This window comes from Cyclobacterium sp. SOCE241, from assembly GCF_056867545.1.
On sequence record NZ_CP149779.1, the window covers coordinates 380,365 to 401,067 of the forward strand.

Consider the following 20,703-nt stretch of genomic DNA (forward strand, 5'->3'; position numbering starts at 1 on the left):
AACAATAATATTATGGTGAGATTATGTGTGTTACTGGTCATGGCCTTTTGGTTGAATGGGCCATTACAAGCCAATGATCTGTATCTGGGAGCAGCTACAGCAGACATTAGCCCTGAGTTACCCGTGGCACTTATGGGACAGTTTCATATGAGAATTGCAGAAACGGCGGACACCCCTTTGTATGCAGGTATAGTGGCCATTGAATCAAGAGATGGTCAGGCTGGATTGGATACCGCAGTTTTTGTTTCCTGTGACCTGGTGTATATTTCTGCCCGTTTGCGCCAGGAGCTTAGGGATGAGGTAGCCAAACGAATTCCTGGTTTTAATGTTAATAAAATCATCGTAAGCGCAACTCATACCCATACTGCACCGGTTTTGGAAGACGATTTGGAAGAATCTTCCTTTATCTATCCCATACCGGAACAAGGAGTGACCAATGTGAAGGATTATAGGGCTTTATTTGTAAGAAATGTAGCAGATGGCATTGTTGAAGCTTGGGAAAATCGTAGCAAAGGAAGCGTAACCTGGGGAATGGAACGTACAGCGGTAGGTTACAATCGACGAACGGTTTACAAAGACGGTACCAGTGTAATGTATGGGAATACCAACAAAGAGGAATTTCAAAACCTTGAAGGTTATGAAGACCATGACATGAATGCTTTGTTCTTCTGGAACGATGCGGATGAGTTGTTGGCAATGAGTGTAGATGTAGCCTGTCCTGCACAGGAGTTTGAGCATAAAACTACTGTCAATGCAGATTATTGGCATCCAGTAAGAGAAAAACTAAAAGCCCGCTTTGGAAATGAGGTAAGTGTATTGGGTTGGATAGGCGCTGCAGGAGACCAATCGCCACATAGTATGTACCGAAAAGCCGGTTTGGCAAGAATGGAGATGCTTTCTCAAAAGACCCGTATGGATGACATCGCTGAACGCATTATCAGGGCAGTGGAAAATACCTATGAAATCGTTAAAAACGACCGTCATAGTAATGTTGCCTTTTTTCATAAAACTGAAAACCTGGAACTTCCTATGCGAATCATCACCAAAGAAGAATACATTGAATCGGAGAAAGTAGTCAAAGATTGTCAGGATCAAATTGCAGCAGATCCTAGTAAAAAGCCATTGCTTTATGCAAAGATGACATGGTTTGGAGATGTCTTAAAAAGGTACAAAGCACAGCAGAAAAATCCTGAAGCGACCTATGCATCAGAGATTCATGTTCTAAGAATTGGAGATGCCGCCATCGCTACCAATCAATTTGAATTGTTTACCGATTATGGTATCCGCATTCAAGCCAGAAGCAAAGCCATTCAAACCTTTGTCATACAGCTGGCTGGCCCGGGCACCTATTTACCTACCGAAAAGGCCATTGCAGGTGGAGGCTATAGTGCAGTTTGTCAAAGTAATGTAGTTGGTGCTGAGGGCGGGCAACTTTTAGTTGATCGTACCATCGAAATTATAGATAGTTTTTGGGAGGAAAAAGAGGAAGTTCGCCTAAAGAAAAAATTATAAGTCTATCCATCTACAAACCCTAGCCAATGGAGCTTTTATCCTAATAAATAATGAAAAAAACAATATTTAGTAATACTCTTACTTTTTTATGCCTTTCCGCTGTCTGCTGCCTGCCTGGTTGTGGAGAGAATGGGGTCAATTCGGCTTCAGATGGATTCATTGCTCCTGAGGATGCTATTGCTTCCTTTGAGCTTGCACCTGGTTTTCAAATGGAGATAATAGCCAATGAACCCATGGTAATGGATCCCGTGGACATGGAAATTGATGAATTTGGGAGAATGTACGTGGTGGAAATGCCAGGATACCCCATTGATAAAAGTGGTACCGGAAGGATCGCATTGTTGTCCGATACAGATGAAGATGGGGTAATGGACCAGCGAACAATCTTCGCGGACAACTTGGTATTGCCAAATGGTATTTTGAGATGGAAAAAGGGAGTTTTGGTAACAGATGCTCCAGATGTTTTGTACTTGGAAGATACCGATGGGGACGGGGTGGCTGATGTTCGGGAAACCATAATGACCGGATTCTCCTTGTCCAATCCACATGTAAATGTCAACAATCCTGTTTATGGAATAGACAATTGGATCCATTTATCTCACTTGGGGCATATTGGTACAAGAAAGTACGAGGCTGAGTTTGGTGACAAAGGTTCTGCCATTGTTTTTCCCAACATGCCTGAAGGTACAGAACTACCTAAAAATGCCAATGGTCATTCTGTTAGATTTAAACCTGATATTCAGGTGGCAGAGTTGGCTTCCACACGTTCCCAGTTCGGCCATACCTTTGACCGTTGGGGGAGGTATTTATTGACACACAATCAAAACCATATTTACCACGAAGTCATTGCCGCACCTTACCTTTCCCGAAACCCAGGCTTACTCGTTTCCAACGCAAGTGAATCCATCTCGGATCATGGAAAGGAAACAGAAGTCTTTCAAATAACCACTAACCCAGATCGTCAGCTTTTTACCCCAGTAGGGCTGACGACATCTTCCAGTGGTATTACGGCCTATCTTGGCGGTGCGTTTCCAGCCCCATTTGACAAGGCAGTTTTTGTGGCTGAATCCGTGAGTAACTTGGTGCATGTGGATATTTTGAAGGAGAAAGGGGCTACTTTCGTTGCCGAAAGGTTGAGAGATAACAAAGAATTTTTGGCCTCAAAAGATTCTTGGTCCAGACCAGTAAACATGTATGTAGGCCCTGATGGTGCATTGTATGTGTTAGATTATTACCGTAGAATTATTGAGCATCCCGAGTGGATGTCTGATGAAGCTGTTGCTGCTGGTGGGCTTTCTGATGGAGTAGGGATGGGGAGAATTTTTAGAATTACCCCCGAGGGGACTGGAAAAGCAGATTGGACTTCAGGTTTAACATTCGGCAATGAAAGTCCTCAGGAATGGGTTCAACATCTTGCCAGTAAAAACAATTGGTGGAGAAACAATGCGCAAAGACTCTTGGTTACCGCCCAAAGTCAGGAGGTAATTCCTGATTTGGAAAAGATGGCCAAAAATCAAGATTCGGCCGAAGGACGATTGCATGCTTTGTGGACTTTAGAGGGTTTGAAAGGCCTAAGTACTGAGCTTATCATCGATGCCCTAAATGATCCTGAAGAAGGTGTTAGGGAAAATGCCATCAAGCTTGCTGAAATGCACCTCAGTGAATCCAATGATTTAATTACCGAATTATTAAAATTAAAAACAGACCCCAATGCCAGAGTAAGGTTTCAACTACTCTGTACCTTAGGATTTATAGATACCCCTGAAGCGACGAAAGTTGCTGAAGAATTGCTGTTTCAGGACTTGTCAGATGAATGGGTTCAGATAGCAGCCCTGTCGGCATCTTCCTCTCAAAACATGCCTTTGCTTCGCACAGTGCTCAGCCGTTTTGACAAGGATCAACCTGCTTATGGTAGTCTGATTAGGCGATTAACCGCCATGATTACTGCAAATGAAAATGATGGAGAAGCAGAAAAATTGCTGCAAAAAGCCCTGAACTTATCAGGAAATAATGGATGGGAAGCCGCAGTGCTGGATGGTATAGCCGATGGTGTCAAACGAAATGAAGAGAATGAGGAGATTTTGACAAATTATCTGGATAAAATTGTACTGGCCTTTTTTGAGCACCCGGATGCTAAGCTTAGAAAATCTGCTTTGAACTTGATCAAAACCTTGGATTTCAAGGACGAGAACTTGCTTCAAGCCAGCATGGACAAAGCCATGGCTATAGCTACTGATCAGTCTATTCCTGAGAGCCGAAGAGCAGAAGTCTTAAGGTTCTTACCAGAGGGAAATGTAAGCCCTTATGCCGGACAGTTAAAAGGAATGATTGCTACTACTGAACCGATTGTATTGCAAATCGCAGCCATGCAAGCCTTGGGGAATATTAAAGGAACAGAAGTGCCTGAATATGTTCTTGCCAAATGGAATTCCCTGACTCCTGAAATAAGGGATGTTGCATTGGGAACCTTTATGAGCGAATCCGAGCGGGTCAAATTATTGCTTGAGGCGCTAAAAGATGGTGAAATTCCCACAGCAGCGATTGGCTGGAAAATGAGGGTAAGGCTTATGAACAATGGTGATGAAGCCACGCGTAATTTTGCAAGAGAACTATTGACTAAGGATGAAGGAGAGGAAATCAATAAGCGGTACCAGAAGGCTTTGGAAATAAATGGAGATCCTATTGCCGGAAAATCAGTGTACATAGAAAATTGTGCCCTTTGCCACCAATTTAGAGGAAAAAGTGGAGTGGCTTTTGGACCTGATCTTGGAACATTGCACAACTGGCATCCAAAAGACCTTATGGCCAATATTCTGGATCCCAATTTATCTATCGCTCCAGGCTTTGATTTATGGGAAGTGATGCTTAAAGATGGAGAAACCATACAGGGAATGATTATGAATGAAACTTCAGCGGCTATAAGTCTAAGGATTTCCCCAGGTGTAGAAAAAACCATAAACAGGCAGGACATAAAATACATAAAAGGAATGCAACTGTCGTTGATGCCAGGCTTGGCTGAACAGCTCGACCAGCAAAAAATCGCTGACCTGATGGCCTTTATTAGAAATTCAGAATAAAGAGAAAATTTATACATCATTAGTAAAATAGAAGACTATGTTAAAAAAATATTGGGTGTTTATGGCTTTGCCAGTACTGTTGCTTGGTTTGGCAAGCATGGTGAAAAATCCTGCACAGGAATGGTCAGTTAGAAAAAGTGACTGGAACATCGGCGTGGCCTTGTATTCCTTCAATAGGTTTCCTTTTCCAACCACATTGGAAAAGGCAAAAACTGCGGGAGTAAAATTTGTGGAAGGCTTTGATTTTCACAAGTTAGGTTCAGATTTTGGTGATAAATTCATGAATGAACTGGTACCTTCAGATGCGAAAAAAGTTAGAAAACTTTTGAAGCAGAATGGGTTGAAAATGAAATCCATGTATGTGGGCAAAGCACAAGACAAAGAAGGTTGGGAAAAAGCTTTTGAGTTGGCTAAATCCTTGAAAATTGAATACCTGGTAGCTGAACCTAAAAGAGAGCATTGGGACATGGTAGATAAACTTGCCGGAGAGTATAAGATCAAAATAGCCTTGCACCAGCATTCAAGGGAGGCCGGAAGTATTTACTGGCATCCGGATTCAGTCCTATCCGCCATCAAGAACCATCCGAATTTCGGGGCCTGTGGGGATTTGGGACATTGGACTAGAAGTGGTCTTGATGCTGTAGAAAGCCTTAAAAAGCTGGAAGGCCATTTGATCAGCATTCACCTTAAGGACCTTGATGCTTCCAAACAATCCGCTAAGGATGTGATGGTAGGTAAAGGAGTGATTGACTTTGAAGGCGTGGTTCAAGAGCTTCAAAGGCAGCGATTTGATGGGGAAGTCTATGCTGAATGTGAACATAAAATGGAGGATAATCTTGGAGATGTCACCCATGCTGTCAAGTATTTTGGCAACCTGACTCCTTGATTTAAACCCAAAATAAACCAATACTATGAAACGGAGAACTTTTTTTAAGAATAGCCTTGTTGCAGGTGCTGCTACTTTTGCGGGGCTTAGTTTGCCATTAGGTAGAGAAGCTGAAGCAAAGGCCAGCCCTTTTAATATGAAATTTTCACCCGATTTTGGGCTGTTTGCCGATGTGGCCGGAAAGTTGCCGGAAGACCAGATAAGGTGGGGCCATGACAATGGGTTTCACGCATGGGAATGCACCTTTTTGCAAAGACGTCCATTGGAAGAACAAAACAAGATCAGTAACATGCTCCAAAAATTGGGGATGGATTTCGGGCAGTTTGTAGGGACCATGGATTTCAAGCAGGTAACCTTTGCTGGACGAGATGAAAACATCAGAGACAATGTGCTTAAGGAAGTGAGGGCTTCTGTGGAAGTTGCCAAGCGGATGAACACCAAATTTATTCACAATGTACTTGGAATGGCTGATCCAAGATTACCCTGGGACTTTCAATTGGCCAATGCCAGGGAGCTTTTGAAGCGGGTTGCCGAAATCTACGAACCCCATGGATTGGTGATGGTAATGGAAACAATGAACCACAAAATCAACCACCCCGGCATGTTTTTGCATTCACTTCCTCAGGCTTATGCCATGGCCAAGGCTGTGGATAGTCCTAGTGTAAAATTACTTTGTGACGTGTACCATGTGCAGATCCAGGAAGGGAATTTAATACCTAGCATTGATTATGCCTGGGATCAAATTGCCTATTTTCAGATAGGTGACACACCTGGTCGTTTTGAACCCATGTCAGGTGAAATCAATTACAAAAATTTATTGCAACATATCTGGGACAAAGGTTACCGGGGCTTTTAGGCCTTGAACATAGTTCTAGCATGCCAGGAAAAGCTGGCGATTTGGCTGTTTTGGAAGCCTATAAACAAATTGACCCATCTTAAATATTTTAAAGTTATGAAGAAGATTTTATCAAAAGAGTGTATGTTACGAAGTAAGGACATAGGTCTCTATGGATTTGCCATTTGTTTGGTATTCCTAAGCTATTTGATTTTCAATCCTGTCCACGCTCAAGGAGATAAGTCCTTTATGGCAGGAGCATACAAAAGTAACATAACCCCAAAATTAGGTGGGCCAATCATTGGGGGATGGAATTCTCCCCTGCTGATTACATCCATGATGAGTTATTTGCCCGAAGTATAGTTATGGATGATGGAGAGAATAAATTGGTAATGGTTACTGTAGACAATGTTGGCGTTGACCAAAAAGTGTTTGATGTAGCTAAGCAGCGGATTGAGGAAGCCACAGGTATTCCGGCTTCACATATTCTGATAGCATCTACCCATACCCATTCTGCTACAAGTGCTAGAGGTGTGGGGGAAAAAGGCAGAGAATGGCACCCTGATGAACCATTAGATGATTACCAATCCTTTATGGCTTCCAGAATCTCGGATGGTGTACAAATTGCCCTGGGTAACCTTGAGCCGGCAAGGATAGGCTGGGGATCTGTGGATGTACCACAACATGTATTCAACAGACGTTGGAAGATGAAGCCGGGTACACCAACCCCAAATCCATTGGGAGGGAATGACATTGCCGTGATGAACCCTGGAGTGGGTAACCCAAACCTATTGGAACCGGCTGGTCCTACGGACCCTGAGGTTTCTTACCTTTCTATACAAGCAACAGACGGTCGGCCTTTGGCGCTCTTTGCCAATTACTCCTTGCATTATGTAGGAGGTGTTCCTACAGGCCATGTGTCAGCAGATTATTTTGGTATGTTTGCTGACAAGATTCAGGAATTACTTGGCGCAGACCGACAGAATCCGGGGTTTGTTGCCATGATGTCCAATGGTACTTCCGGAGATATAAACAATATCAATTTCCGCGGCCCTAGGGTAAGCCGCCCTCCTTATGAAAAAATGAAGTTGGTGGCAGATGATGTGGCCAAGGCAGTGATGAAAGGATACCATGATATAAACTATTTGGATTGGGTGCCTTTGGATGCCAAACAAGCGCAATTGAACCTAAAAGTTCGAAGGCCAAGTCCAGAATTGGCCAAGTTTGTAGAGGAAGTGAATGCCAGGCCCGAAACTGTAGAAGGCAGGCATAGACTTGAAAAAACCTATGCCAAGCGGATTAAGCAGATGGAAACTTTCCCGGATGATATTGATGTAATTATTCAAGCATTTAAAATTGGAGACTTAGGCATTGGCGCCATACCCTTCGAAACCTTTGTTGAAATAGGACTCGAACTAAAAGAAAGAAGTCCCTTAGATGATCATTTTACCATTGGTTTGGCCAATGGCCTCTATGGTTACTTACCCACCCCAGAACAACATAAACTGGGAGGTTACGAAACTTGGTTGTCCACCAATAGGGTAGAGGAAGTAGCCTCAGACAAGATCATTGCTCAATTGTTGGATTTGTTTAACGATTTGAAATAGGTGTTGCTTTTCAGTCTTTAATATTTGCTGAATTAGTCGCTTTTTAATGGTATGAAACTTCACCATGAAGAGGATTGGACTCTTTGTGGTGAAGTTTTTGTGTGTGAAGGGACAGAGGGTTTTGGATAGGCAATTCATACTTACACACCTTCTTCAATAATATTGTATAATATGGTTTGAAGACATACAAACATCCTTGGTAATAGGACGCGGTTTAGTTTTATATCAAAATTTGGAAGTATGCATTACTAGATGTGTTTGGTAATCCTACTCGAACCAAATAAAAAAATGTTATCAAACAATTGGCTTGGAGAGCTTGTCTTTTACAAGATTTGAAATAATTATATAATGAAAAGATCAAAAGAAGTTATCATTTTCAATCCAATTGAAAATGATAACTTCTAAGCCAGATTGAAAGCAATTCCAGCATCAGAAAACTTTCAATCTATTTAATCTACGAGGTTACAAATCTGAACAATCCATTTCATTTAAATCTTCCTCGTACTCATCAATTAATTTTTGCCATTCTACCCTGTTCTGACCAGTCAAACCTTGACAGTTGCCATAAGGGCGTAAGGCATTTACATATGCTAGAAGCGCTTGTCGGTAACTGTTACAATTTGCTTCGTTTGGTTCTTGACCAAAATTGGAAATTGCCGTTGATAAGGCAGTCAATTCATCATTAAGATCAGCAGTCCAGTTTAAGCTATTACATCCTGAAGGTTCCTCATCTTCTCCGCATCCAGCCAAGAAGACTATAGACAAAAGAATTAAAATGGGAAAATAAAAAATTTTGTTAAAATTGATCATGAAATAAAATTTAGGTATGTGTAATAATTTTTAGTTAAAACTAATGATTCTTTTTCAAAATCCAAAGTTAGACCACCTTGAATAAACTTATTTAAATAAAATACAAATTGGCTGAAAAATAGGGAAAAGGTAACTATTAGGTGTGATTTATTCCGATAAAGAAATGATAGTTGCTTTTTAAGATAAAATCAGACTCCATCTCGTTTAATTTTAAATTTAGATTCTTTAATAAATTTTCTCTCTCAATAAGTATTAGGGATGCTTGGAGAGAAAATTAATAGGGGGTACTTAAAAATTCCTAATGAATGGTGACAATGTATAATTTACCATTATTAAAGTGAAATTGCTTAGCATTATGAAGCCGAGATATTAGTTAGGTTCAGAAAAAGGTTCGGATTTGTTTAGTCCTTGCCATTGGCTTCGCTTATTTTGGGATAATTATCAGTGATTGCTAACCTGTATTCTTGGTATCAAGCGCTGTTGGGGAAATTCCAAATTTTAAGTGCATTTTTTCCCATTAATAAGTCTTTGTCATGTTCCGTATAAAATGAGCAGTATTTGTCTACAAATTCCAGTTCCTTGTCCATGGGCAATTCCCACCTCGGAAAAGGATAACCTGTGCCCCAAATAAGTTGTTCTGGACCGAATTCTTCATAGATGGCCTTGTAAAAGGGTAAGGTATCCTTATAAGGGTACTTTTTGATTTCAGACATTTCATAGGGTTCAGAATTGCTTATCCAAACCTGAGGGAATCGTTTCAATGCGAACATCTTCCTAAACTCTTCCCAACAGTTCGCAGCTTTCAAGTCTGGTTTTCCAGCATGATCAACTACGATTTTTACCCCAGGAAATCTTTCCGCCATGTCTTCCAACATTGGCATTTGATGGGGGAGAATGTAATAATTGAACACCACACCCAACTTTTCTGCTTCTTTCCATAAAGGATAATGTTCAGGTGAATTCAGCCATGTTGATTTTGGGTCATAAATGGGACTAAACCGCATTCCCTGAAACCCATGTTCCTTTACCCAATATTTTAAATTTTCTACAATTTTAGGATCTTCGGGATTAAGTAAACCATGCGCTACAAAATGGTTTGGATAGGTTTTTAGGCAGTTGGCCATATAGGAATTGTCCCATCCATAGTAACGTGGATTGATCAATACACCATAGCGAAGCCCGAAGTCCGCCATTTGTTTGATCTGATTTTCTATAGGTGCCTCTATAGATACTTTTAAGTTAGGATTTTCAGGATGCTTAAAGGGGAATCGCTCATCAAAATTCCAGGTTTCTACGTGGGTATCGATGATTAAACGATTTTTTTGAGCTTTATTCAGATTTGGAGGCAATTGTGTTTCCTTAAATCCCAGGTTTCCCATTAATGGCAAAAGCGCTAGCTTTTTTATCAAATCCCTTCTTTGCATATTTGCTGGTGTCAGTGTAAATCAATATTGAATTAAATGACAATTTTACATAAATACAAAGAAATTGAAATAACACGTTTGTTTTTGTACTGGTATTTATGAGGAAATTGTATATACAGTGTTTTTTTGTTGTTAAATTATCCTTTTCCTCTAGTTTGGTTCCCTTTCTGAAAGCGAAAGTCCTTAACTTGAGATAAATTGTAATTCTATATTTATAGTTAATCAATCAGCATATGGAAACTAAGGCTTCGACTCCACTCAGCCACCGTTTCTTTTTTTCATCGGTTCCGATCTCCGATTAGGCATCGTTACTTTACTGCTAATGTTTCCAATCTCCTTTTAGGTGTGTTTTGCAATTACACGTTTTATCCAATGGAATTTGCAATTCTATTTCCGATTGATAACCGATAATTATTCTGAAACTAGGGTAGAATTCCGCTTCATTTAAACGATGGTTTGGAATGGTGTGTTCTTTAAAATTCAAAATTAACTATTGATATTAAGGGAAATTTTAACCTTAAAAGGATCATTTTCCGTTTAATCAATTACAATTCCATTTATATAAAATTAACTAAAAAATTTGTTGATTTTTGTATATTTGTATACCAGCCTTTAGATTTAAATTTAGATTATTACAACTAATTCTAAGTTATTATGAATAAAATTGTATTATTTATTTTTATTCTTTTCTTCGTATACGGAAATTTAAAATCACAAAGTATCCTTAGGGGGATAGTGGAGAATAAAGAGACGAGTGAAACATTACCTGGTGCTTATGTTTTCGTGAAAAATTCAGCAGGGGACACTTTAGCCAATACTTTCACTGATGAAAAAGGCCAATTTCAATTTGCCAAACCCAAGTTACCATCCTTTATATTGACGATCAGCTTTATTGGATTTGAAGCTTTTGAAAAGGCAATAGCTACTCCATCAGGTAGTGATTTAGGGACATTTGAGATGGTTGAAGAAGGTAGTTTATTGGAAACTTATGAGGTAGAAGCAGCTACCATGACTGGTGAGATGAAAGGGGATACCTTGTCCTTTAACGCTAGTGCATTTAAGACCAGGTCACAGGCAAGTGCCGGTGAATTGATTCGTAAAATGCCGGGAGTGGTCATGCAAGGAAACACCATAGAGGTGCAGGGAGAAACGGTAGGCCAAGTATTGGTGGATGGTGAACCTTTCTTCGGAGATGACCCTGCCATGGCCATGCAAAACCTACCTGTAGAAATAATAGATAGAATCGAGTTTTTGGATCAAATTAGCGTTCAGGCACAATTAACAGGCTTTGACGACGGGGAAACAATCAAAACCATCAATATTATCACCAAGAAAGAAAAACGAGGCGGCGAATTCGGAAGGATGTTTGCCGGATATGGAACGGATGACAATTATTTGGTTGGGGGTAGTGTTAATTTCTTTAATGGGGCACAGCGACTTACCCTTTTGGGACTAAGCAATAATATCAATCAGCAAAACTTTTCTGCGGACGATCTTACAGGTGCTTTCGGAAGTGGAGAACAAAGAGGTGGAGGGCGTAGGAGAGGCGAAAGTAATCCTTTAACGACAGGTGAAAGACCTGGTGTTACCAATACCAATGCGATAGGAATTAATTTTACTGATAAATTTGATGAAGGGAAGGCGAAATTAACAGGGAGTTACTTTTTTAATGAGAGCACTAATTATTTAAACCGAAATTCCTCTCGGGAATATATTTTATCCAGTGATAGTCTCCAATTATACGATGAAGGAAGAAATGATGAAAACTATAATCAAAACCACCGGTTAGACCTAAGGCTGGATTATGATATATCAGAAAAGCATGCCATCATTTGGCGGCCTAGGTTAAGGTATGAAAAAGGGACATCTATAAGTAGGTTAAGTGCTGAAAACCTATTCAATTCAAACACTCCAATTAATGAGACACAAAACAATACCAATTCGAAAAATGAATCTTTTAGTTTTTTAAGTGATTTTATTTATCGTTATAAATTCAATAAAAAAGGGAGAACTTTATCGGCTCAATTTGATACTCGGTTAAGTGAATCTCAAAGTGACGCTAGATTGGTTTCTGTAAATCGTGATTTTCAAACTTCAAATACAGATAGTCTTATACAAAACTCTTTAAATAATGCCAATTCATTTAACTATGAGTTTGAAATTGAATACACGGAACCAATAGGTGAGAATTCCCAACTTAGGTTGGAATACGAACTAGGAAATGACCTTGGTACAACCAATCGGGAGGTATCCCAAAGAGAAATGGAGTCCCAGTTATTTGAGGTAGATTCCACCTTGACCAATAAATTCGAAAACTCCTATTTACAACATGAAGTAGGTTTAGGATACAGTTACAACAAGGATAAAATCAGAATCTATTCATCGTTTGATTATCAAGTTTCAATATTAGATAGTGATCGCCTGTTTCCGGGATTCCAAAACACCAATCGCACCTTTAAGAATTTTGTCCCTAGAATGGTCTTTATGTATGATTTGAATGAAAATACGAATATAAGACTGTATTATAGGGGAGACACCGATGCACCATCTGTAAGCCAATTGCAAGATGTAATCGACAACAGTAACCCTATTCAAATATCAATGGGAAATCCTGATTTGGAGCAAGAATATGAACATAGATTGTATACCAGGATTAGAAATGTTGACCCTGAAACTTCAAAATCCTTCTTTATGTATATGGGCGGGTCGGTGCGTTCAAACTATTTGGGAAATGCAACTTATATCGCATCACAAGATACACTCATTCAAGGGGATGTTTTGCTGAGGCAAGGTGGCCAATTAAGTAGACCCGAAAATTTAGATAAATACTGGGACTTAAGGAGTTATTTTTCCTTCGGATTTCCGCTCAATTTTATGAAAAGTAACCTCGAGCTGAGCGGTAGGGTAAACTATAGCAACCAACCTGGTTTAATTAATGGACAAACCAATTACAATAAAAACCTAGGGATAGGTCCCGGGGTTGGAATAAGTAGCAATCTGGGGGAAGATATAGATTTCAATATTTCAACAAGAGGGAATTACAATATTGTAAGAAGTAGTTTGCAAGAAAACCAGAACAATAATTACTATACCCTAAGTACACGACTGGATTTATATTGGAATTTTGCTTGGGGGTTTTTTGTAAGTACCAATGTCAATAATCAATGGTATACCGGATTGGGTGAGGAATTTGACCAATCCGTTTGGTTGATGAATGCGGATTTAGGGTATAGGTTTCCACCTAATCAAAAGTTTGAATTGAAGGTAACGGTATTTGACCTACTCAATCAAAATACAAGCATTAATAGAAATGTTACAGATGTCTATATTGAGAATGAGCGAACTCAAGTCCTTCAACAGTTTTTTATGCTGTCATTAACTTATAATTTAAGAAGTTTTGGACAAGGAGCAATGCCGTAGGTCCTGATTATTTTAATTTGCAATACCATCCCCCATGACCAACTTAATCCGTTGAACTCGACTCCGATCAGTCAATTTCTGTATCATGCGTTAGGCTTCTACTCTAGGGTTAACTGAAGAAAGGCCATTTCATCATCTATGTTTTCAAATATCCAGATCTTTCCATCTTTGACAAAGTGCTTTTTTGGTGGAGCATCCAGTTGAGGTACCAAGGATTCGGCCAGTATATTCAGGTTTTCATCAAAAATATCCAGGTAAACATCCGTTCCGGTGGCAATGTATTGGCCATATTCGTCCTTATCTTCGCCGAATTGTTGCTTAATGGAGAATCGGTAAAATCGATTTTGGGCTTCATCCCAAACCAAATTTCCGTAATTAAATTCCTTCATTGACTCTCTAACTACTTCTTCTCTTTGACCCGAAGAATATTCAACCTGTTTCGGAGGGGTATAATTTTTTCTACTTCCTAAAAGTGGAGTATCCCAGCTTTTTACATAGGTACTGTCTTTGTTTGTATCATAAATTACCGCCTCATTAAAAGAATTGTTCGTAAGTATTATATTACCATTTTTAGCTATGGTATGTACGGCCACTCCATAGCTTCCCATGGCCTGCCCATCCATTACAATATCTGTATTGTATTCCTGAAGTTTATCCATCTCCGGCAAGTCAGTTTTTTTAAATTTCTTGCCATTCAGATCAAAGTCTAAAATAAAATAGGTCCTGTCTTTCCATGATATAAATACGCCCAATAGCCTATCAGGTTGCTTAGGATCCTCAAACAACATACTTGGATAGAAATCTGAACCTGCCAGATAATCTGCAGCTATTTTTTCAAGTTCAAGGTCTTTTACTTTTTAGCATTTTGATCAAAAATAGAATAAAATTGATACGACCATATCAGTAACTGTTCCTCATGGTTTAGGCTGAACCTTGAAAAATAAGCAGGGGTGCCGTTTGGTCCTTCCTTCTCAAAGGGGATCAATTTTTCAAGCTTTAATTCATCTAGGTTGATACGTTCTGCTATTACATCTTTACGGTTAAAATTGATGAGGTAACTCTTGTCTGCAGAAAGGTCCGAAAGGAACAGCTTGTCTTGTAAATAAAGAATTTCATCTCCGGGATCCACATAAACGGTGTCTAGGGAAAAGCTAAGCTGCTCTGGGAATTCAATTTCCTTTTTGGTATTCTTGCTGCAAGAGCTGAAGAAAAAGGCAATGGCAATTCCAATACATAACAATCGCATAGTGAAAGGTTTTTGGTGGATGGGATACGAAGATAAATAAATCAACCCAAACCGTCTAATTTAGTTGTGATTAGTTTTTATTCGGAATGCCTAATAAATTATTGTGTAAAATAGTGTCTATAAGTTTATTTATTAATATTAATTCATATCCACAGAAGAATTGTTTTTCATGGCTTTTCTAAGAGATGGTCTTGCCATTGTTGCTTTAAGATGACTTAGCCAATATTTGTATTCGTTTTGAAAACGATAAAAGTTGTTTTTGTTTGGGCCAATCAGATGATGTAAAAAGTGATTTGAATGCGTATTTTCTACCATTCTAATCTTCGAATTTGCATTTACAGATTTTAACCAATATTTTTAGTTATAACTGATTCTCGTCATAGATAAATTTCAAAAAATAGTATAATTTTGTGTTTTCAGGGGTGCCTGCTAACGACTGGTCCCCTTTGAAAAAAGTTTATGCTTCAAATTATTTCTCAAATAATCTTATGGCTACTACCTATTGATATTCCCACGTAGCTTGAATTTCTTATAATTAAAAAGTCCACTGAACAAGGTCAGAATAGCTAGAAGACAATTAAATAGCAAGACGTGAAGGGTATATATTTTAAAATAGCCAAATTAATGAGAAAGCAATACGTCATAAATAAAAAGCATCACTTTGAATTATAAAGGAAAAAGTAAAGAAGAACTTATAAAGGAGCTTCAGAAATTAGAGAAGACAAATGATGTTTTAAGACTTTCTTTGGAAAAAGAAAAGAACAACCAAATACCTGAGGAAAAGTGTTTAAGGGAAAATAGCTTTCGTTTGATGGTGCAGAATAGCCCGGATGTCATTTGGACCTTAGATAAAAACTATCGCTATACTTATATCAGTCCATCAATAAGCAAACTACGAGGACTACTGCCTGAAGAGGCAATGAAGGAAAAAATTCAAGACACAATATCCCTTGATTCTCAGGAAGATTTTTTGATGCAATAGCGGACTTGAGGGATGAAGTGAAGCAAAAGAGTTACCAACCTGTTACTGTTGAAGTTAAACAAAACCATAAGAATGGGCATATAATATGGGTGGAAATAGTTATTAATGCCTACTTCAATGAGCAAGGTGATCAAATCGGTTATATGGGAATTTCACGGGAAATCACTCAACGTAAAATAGCTGAAATTGAGCTTCTTGAAAAAAAGGGGAAGTACCATACGCTTACCGAAAACATGAAAGAAGTTGTATGGAGCATTGATACCGAATCAATGTTAATTGATTATGTGAGTCCTTCGATAATTCAACTTCTTGGTTATACATCCGAAGAAATACTGTCAGGATCTATTGAACTTGTAACAACTCGCAAAACCTTAAAAATTATCCATAAACAAGTTGATAAAGCGAAAGACAATTTCAAGATAAACAGCTCTGATAAAGACAATAATTACCATGTTGAGGTTGAATTATTACGCAAAGATGGTTCTAAAGTTTGGGTGGAGTTGACAAGTAGGTTTGTCAAGAATAGAGTAACAGGGCAATTAGAGATGTATTGCCGGACGCGAAATATTACAGAACGTAAACTCGCTGAGGAGGCCCTCAAAAGTAGTTTAGAACGCTTTGATACCCTGGTGGCAATGGTGTCGGTGGGTGTCTATATATTTTGGATAAGGTCTAATGGCCATATGGAATTTGAGTATGTCAGTGATCGATGGCGAGATATTCATGATGTTAGGCCTGATGAGGACATGACCGATATAACTACTGTTAATAATAAAATACACAAAGATGATATAGAAGATTTTCTATTAGCAAATATGGAAGCTGCTCGTGATCGCAGACCCTTTGTTTGGGAAGGTCGATTTAATATTAAAAATGATGAACGTTGGTTTAGGATTGAATCTATTCCTATAGGCTATGAAAATGGAGATATAAGATGGTTTGGCGTTACTCAGGACATTACAGAACGATACAATGCCGAAGAGGCATTACGTAAAAGCGAGGAGAAGCTACGTGAACTTAATGCTCAGAAAGACAAATTTTTTTCAATTATTGCGCATGACCTTAAAAACCCTTTTAATGCAATAATGGGCTTAAGCCAATTGCTTATTGATCAAATAAAAGAAAAAGATTACGAAGGAATAGAAGAATATGGGACCTATATAAGTGAATCGACAGAAAAAGCGATGAATTTATTGGTAAACCTGTTGAATTGGGCACGTTCTCAAACCGGTCGGATGGAGTTTAATCCAGAAAACTTTGAAATTGTAGAATTGATAGAGGAAAACAAGATGCTTTTGGCCGGGAACGCAAGTCAAAAATTAATTAGCATTAAAACTTCATTACCTGAAAAATTAACTGTTTTTGCTGATAAGCAAATGATCAGTACTGTCATTAGGAATCTATTGTCTAATGCCATTAAGTTTACAAAGGAGAATAAGGAAATTCTCATAACAGTAAAGGAGAATCCAGAAAACATTCATGTCTCTATAAAAGATCAAGGCATTGGAATAGCCGCTGACAGACTTGAGAAATTATTTAGGATCGATTCAAGCGTATCAACTCCTGACACAAATAATGAAAGAGGGACCGGGCTTGGATTGATTTTATGTAAAGAATTTGTGGTAAAGCATGCTGGAAATATAGGAGTAGAAAGTGAGAAGGGTAAAGGGTCAACTTTTTATTTTACCCTTCCCAAAAATGGATAGTAGCTATATTTCGGGTTAAACCTTAATTAGATTTTTATGGTCATTTTTATTGGTCCACGGAATTTAAAATCGACTTTGGTTACGTTTGGTAGGCAATTGACAGTATTTTGGTGATTTTAATGTATCTTCAGATTGAAAATCTCATCTTTTACGATGATCGCCTACTTATAGAAGTATGGGCTGGCTTTTCATTCAGGAAAATATGCGTTTAACTAATTAATAATTATGATAAAATTCCCCCTTCAATACATAGGACTAGTAGTATTTGTTTTAGGTACGGTTTTCTTGAGTGCTTGTAGCAAAAAGAGCCCACAGGAGGAAGTTGTCTTATTTAATGGACAAGACCTTAACAATTGGAGTTCAGCTGATATGAGTTATTGGTCAGTATCAGATGGGGCTATAGTTGGAGGAGAAGGTAAAGATTCAATTGTACACAATCAATTCATTTGGCACAAAGAAAAAGTAAAGGATTTTTATTTGAAAGTTCAGGTGAAAATGGTGCCAAATACCACCAATGCCGGCATTCAATTTCGGTCTCAAAAAATGGGAGAAGAAGCTTTAGGCTATCAGGCTGATATAGGTGAAGGCGTGTGGGGAAGGTTATACCATGAAAGTGGTAGGCAAAAATTACATTGGGAAGGAAAAGGTGAAGAAGCTGTTAAAAAGAACGATTGGAATACTTATGAAATTCTGGCCGTTGGTAATAATATCTGGACTGCCATCAATGGTACCCTATCTGTCGCTTACCAGGAACCCGATGGAGAACTAGAAGGATTTATAGCCTTACAAGTACATGCTGGCCCATCACAGCTTGTTAAATACAAACCTGTGAAATTAATCCATAATCCGGAAATGATGTTAGAGAATTATAGTGAATCGGAATTGCTGGAAGCCTTGGTTGAAGCAACTAATAAGCCCTATACGGGGAGGGGCATTAGGTGTATGTTTTCAACAAAACAATTTTTTATATTAAATGCAACATGGAGTAGTATTAAATATGAAGTGAATTTGATTTCAAAAGTCTAGCTGAACAGATCGGATTTAACCATGTAAAATTTTTCTGATAGATCTTCAATTAAAAGATATTAAGGGGATGCATTGACTTTTCGTAGAATTTAGAGAAGGAAAATCGTCAAAAGACAATGCTTTTATTTTTAATTAGGTGAATAATACCTAATTTGGGATGAATAAACCCATAATATCCAAAATGTACGAAGAAAAATTATATAGAACTTCTGTTCAGGAAGTTGATGATATAGAATATTGGAAACAAATTAAAAGGGGAGAAAGAGCAGGTTTAGAAGCCTTGTATCTTAAATATACCCAAGAACTTTTTCGACTAGGTATGTCTATTAAAAGTGACCGAAGTTTGGTGAAAGATTGTATTCAAGAGGTGTTTTTTAAAATCTGGGAATACCGAAATACTGTCAAAACAACGGATAATGTTAAGCTATATCTTTTTAAGTGTCTTAGTAATAAAATTCACAAAGAAGTAGGTAAAGAAAAAAAGCGGTATGTTTTTTAACCTTGAATTAGAAGATCGATTATACAGTGAAACTGAAGCTGACAAGGATATTAATAATGTTAAGGAAAGCAAGAATTTAGCCTTAATGAAGTCCATAAAGGTTCTTTCATCTCGGCAACGTGAAGTAATTCATCTATTGTATTATGAAAATCATTCCTATGAAGATACCTCTATAATTATGGGCATCAATGTTCAGTCGGTTTATACCTTGGCCTGGAAAGCTATAGCTAACCTAAAGAAAAGTTTAAACATAGTAGCGTGGGTTTCACTTATTTACTTACCCTATTTTTTGAGTATTTAGTATTTATTCGTTCAATTTATTGTTAATTTAACAATTTGTAAGATTATATTTTTTGTTTTCTGTATTTTTTCAAAAAAACACCCTTGAATATGGATAGATTTTTTAAGCCTAGACTTATGTAGGTGAATTTAATTTATAATGCAGATTTCGAATTACACCATAGAGGATTTTGTTTTAGACCCTTCATTTAAAAAATGGGTTATGCAACCCAATGCAGAATCAAACTTGCATTGGGAAAGTCTATTGGAAAATAATCCTATGAAATACAAGGATGCCAAGCGAGCTAGAGAAATCATCCTGCAACTAAATGCCAAAAACCAACCTCGGCTTTCTGATTCTGAATTTGAGAAAATGCGTAAGGATTTTGATTTGCGCTTGTCAAGAAAAACTGAAGTTAAATCCGAAGCAAAAGATCAGAGAGTAATCCCCATTCACTCTATTAGCACTTTAGAAAAAGCAATCGAAGAACCATCACCCAGAGCAAAATTTGTTGATTATTTTAATTTACGTGTTGCTTGCGTATTGATTTTCGCTATTTCCTTTGGTGCTTTTTTCAGTTGGTACTTTACCGATTTACCGGTACCTGAAAATAATGTGGCCTTAGCGATGTATGAAGAGCATACTACTGTCCCGGGAGTTAAATCTCATCTTACATTAAGCGATGGTTCGCAGGTTGTTTTAAATTCCGGAAGTAAATTGAGATACCTTAAAAACTTTGAAAAAAATAGGAGAGAGTTGTATTTGACAGGAGAAGCATTTTTTAATGTGACCCAAGATTCTTTAAGACCTTTTATTGTCTGTACTCAAGAAACCTCTACCACTGCTTTAGGAACTAGTTTTAATGTAAGTGCATATCAAGGTGAAACTGTTGATGTTTCTCTTATCACTGGAAAGGTAGTCGTTGATAAGGATAATTTGATAGCGAAAACCATCACGCTATTACCCGGAGAAGCCTTAAAAATAGATTTAGAAAATGACAATTTTGTGAAGTCCAGATTTGATAAGGAGGAGGTTATTGGCTGGACGATGAAACGAATCATTTTTCAGAAAACGCCATTATTTGAAGCCATTAGAGTTCTTGAAAACTGGTATGGAGTTCAAATACAAATAAAAAACAGACCCACACACCAAATATTACTATCGGGTAAATTTCAAGATGAAACCCTAGAAAACGTATTGGAAGGGTTAAGGTTTTCTACCAGGTTTGAATATATAATTGACAATGAAAATGTAACAATAACATTTTAAGTTAAAGAACAATTTATGATAAAATTTTAGAATAAAAGTAAGCCTAAGGATGCGTCAACATCCTTAGACTAGTAATCTCCGGATATTCTTTGCAGGAATTTTCCGGAATGTTCATCAAAAACCA

At 38.1% G+C, this 20,703-nt stretch carries 17 protein-coding genes; 13 read left to right on the forward strand and 4 right to left on the reverse strand.

Annotation, left to right across the window (positions count from 1 at the left end; genetic code table 11):
• Positions 1-12: 12 nt before the first annotated feature.
• From WG932_RS01795 to WG932_RS01820, 6 genes are all read left to right on the forward strand, one after another.
• Positions 13-1,512 carry a hypothetical protein gene (locus WG932_RS01795; RefSeq protein WP_483086724.1) on the forward strand — a complete coding sequence of 500 codons (1,500 nt, stop codon included), beginning with the start codon at positions 13-15 and terminating at the stop codon, positions 1,510-1,512.
• A gap of 50 nt (positions 1,513-1,562) precedes the next feature.
• Entirely contained in the window at positions 1,563-4,589 is a 3,027-nt protein-coding gene (locus tag WG932_RS01800) for a PVC-type heme-binding CxxCH protein (protein WP_483086725.1), read from the forward strand.
• A gap of 37 nt (positions 4,590-4,626) precedes the next feature.
• Positions 4,627-5,475 (forward strand): sugar phosphate isomerase/epimerase family protein, encoded by an 849-nt coding sequence (locus tag WG932_RS01805; RefSeq protein ID WP_483086726.1) that lies wholly within the window; start codon positions 4,627-4,629, stop codon positions 5,473-5,475.
• A gap of 25 nt (positions 5,476-5,500) precedes the next feature.
• The gene (locus WG932_RS01810) at positions 5,501-6,331 is read left to right on the forward strand and encodes a TIM barrel protein (RefSeq protein ID WP_483086727.1); all 831 of its coding nucleotides are present in this window, start codon (positions 5,501-5,503) and stop codon (positions 6,329-6,331) included.
• Positions 6,332-6,427: 96 nt separating this feature from the next.
• A complete protein-coding gene (locus WG932_RS01815; RefSeq protein ID WP_483086728.1) occupies positions 6,428-6,673 on the forward strand; it encodes a hypothetical protein in 246 nt (81 codons plus the stop codon).
• A complete protein-coding gene (locus WG932_RS01820) occupies positions 6,619-7,917 on the forward strand; it encodes a hypothetical protein (RefSeq protein WP_483086729.1) in 1,299 nt (432 codons plus the stop codon). Before WG932_RS01815 ends, WG932_RS01820 begins: the two co-directional genes overlap by 55 nt.
• Positions 7,918-8,379: 462 nt before the next feature.
• Here WG932_RS01820 and WG932_RS01825 read toward each other — a convergent pair whose 3' ends face one another.
• Together WG932_RS01825 and WG932_RS01830 are read right to left on the reverse strand one after the other, a co-directional pair.
• Positions 8,380-8,727: a hypothetical protein gene (locus WG932_RS01825; protein ID WP_149392429.1), complete on the reverse strand. Its 348-nt coding sequence runs from the start codon at positions 8,725-8,727 to the stop codon at positions 8,380-8,382.
• 470 nt (positions 8,728-9,197) lie between these two features.
• Positions 9,198-10,151, reverse strand: coding sequence for an amidohydrolase family protein (locus WG932_RS01830; RefSeq protein WP_483086730.1), 954 nt, complete (start codon positions 10,149-10,151; stop codon positions 9,198-9,200).
• Positions 10,152-10,805: 654 nt separating this feature from the next.
• Between WG932_RS01830 and WG932_RS01835 the strand changes: the two genes are divergently transcribed.
• Entirely contained in the window at positions 10,806-13,571 is a 2,766-nt protein-coding gene (locus tag WG932_RS01835) for an outer membrane beta-barrel protein (RefSeq protein WP_483086731.1), read from the forward strand.
• Between the two features lie 98 nt (positions 13,572-13,669).
• Here WG932_RS01835 and WG932_RS01840 read toward each other — a convergent pair whose 3' ends face one another.
• Both WG932_RS01840 and WG932_RS01845 read right to left on the reverse strand, forming a co-directional pair.
• Positions 13,670-14,359, reverse strand: a complete 690-nt coding sequence (locus WG932_RS01840) for a DUF4221 family protein (RefSeq protein WP_483086732.1) — start codon at positions 14,357-14,359, stop codon at positions 13,670-13,672.
• Between the two features lie 62 nt (positions 14,360-14,421).
• The gene (locus WG932_RS01845; protein WP_483086733.1) at positions 14,422-14,817 is read right to left on the reverse strand and encodes a DUF4221 family protein; all 396 of its coding nucleotides are present in this window, start codon (positions 14,815-14,817) and stop codon (positions 14,422-14,424) included.
• A 661-nt stretch (positions 14,818-15,478) separates the two neighbouring features.
• Here WG932_RS01845 and WG932_RS01850 point away from each other — a divergent pair.
• The 6 genes from WG932_RS01850 to WG932_RS01875 all read left to right on the forward strand — a co-directional run bounded on the left by WG932_RS01850 (position 15,479) and on the right by WG932_RS01875 (position 20,579).
• Positions 15,479-15,799 carry a PAS domain S-box protein gene (locus WG932_RS01850; RefSeq protein ID WP_483086734.1) on the forward strand — a complete coding sequence of 107 codons (321 nt, stop codon included), beginning with the start codon at positions 15,479-15,481 and terminating at the stop codon, positions 15,797-15,799.
• A 17-nt stretch (positions 15,800-15,816) separates the two neighbouring features.
• The gene (locus tag WG932_RS01855; protein WP_483086735.1) at positions 15,817-17,505 is read left to right on the forward strand and encodes a PAS domain S-box protein; all 1,689 of its coding nucleotides are present in this window, start codon (positions 15,817-15,819) and stop codon (positions 17,503-17,505) included.
• Between the two features lie 225 nt (positions 17,506-17,730).
• The gene (locus WG932_RS01860) at positions 17,731-18,531 is read left to right on the forward strand and encodes a 3-keto-disaccharide hydrolase (RefSeq protein WP_483086736.1); all 801 of its coding nucleotides are present in this window, start codon (positions 17,731-17,733) and stop codon (positions 18,529-18,531) included.
• Between the two features lie 157 nt (positions 18,532-18,688).
• Positions 18,689-19,030, forward strand: coding sequence for an RNA polymerase sigma factor (locus WG932_RS01865; RefSeq protein ID WP_483086737.1), 342 nt, complete (start codon positions 18,689-18,691; stop codon positions 19,028-19,030).
• A complete protein-coding gene (locus WG932_RS01870) occupies positions 19,020-19,331 on the forward strand; it encodes an RNA polymerase sigma factor (protein WP_483086738.1) in 312 nt (103 codons plus the stop codon). Before WG932_RS01865 ends, WG932_RS01870 begins: the two co-directional genes overlap by 11 nt.
• 138 nt (positions 19,332-19,469) lie before the next feature.
• The gene (locus tag WG932_RS01875; RefSeq protein WP_483086739.1) at positions 19,470-20,579 is read left to right on the forward strand and encodes a FecR family protein; all 1,110 of its coding nucleotides are present in this window, start codon (positions 19,470-19,472) and stop codon (positions 20,577-20,579) included.
• Positions 20,580-20,703 lie beyond the last annotated feature (124 nt).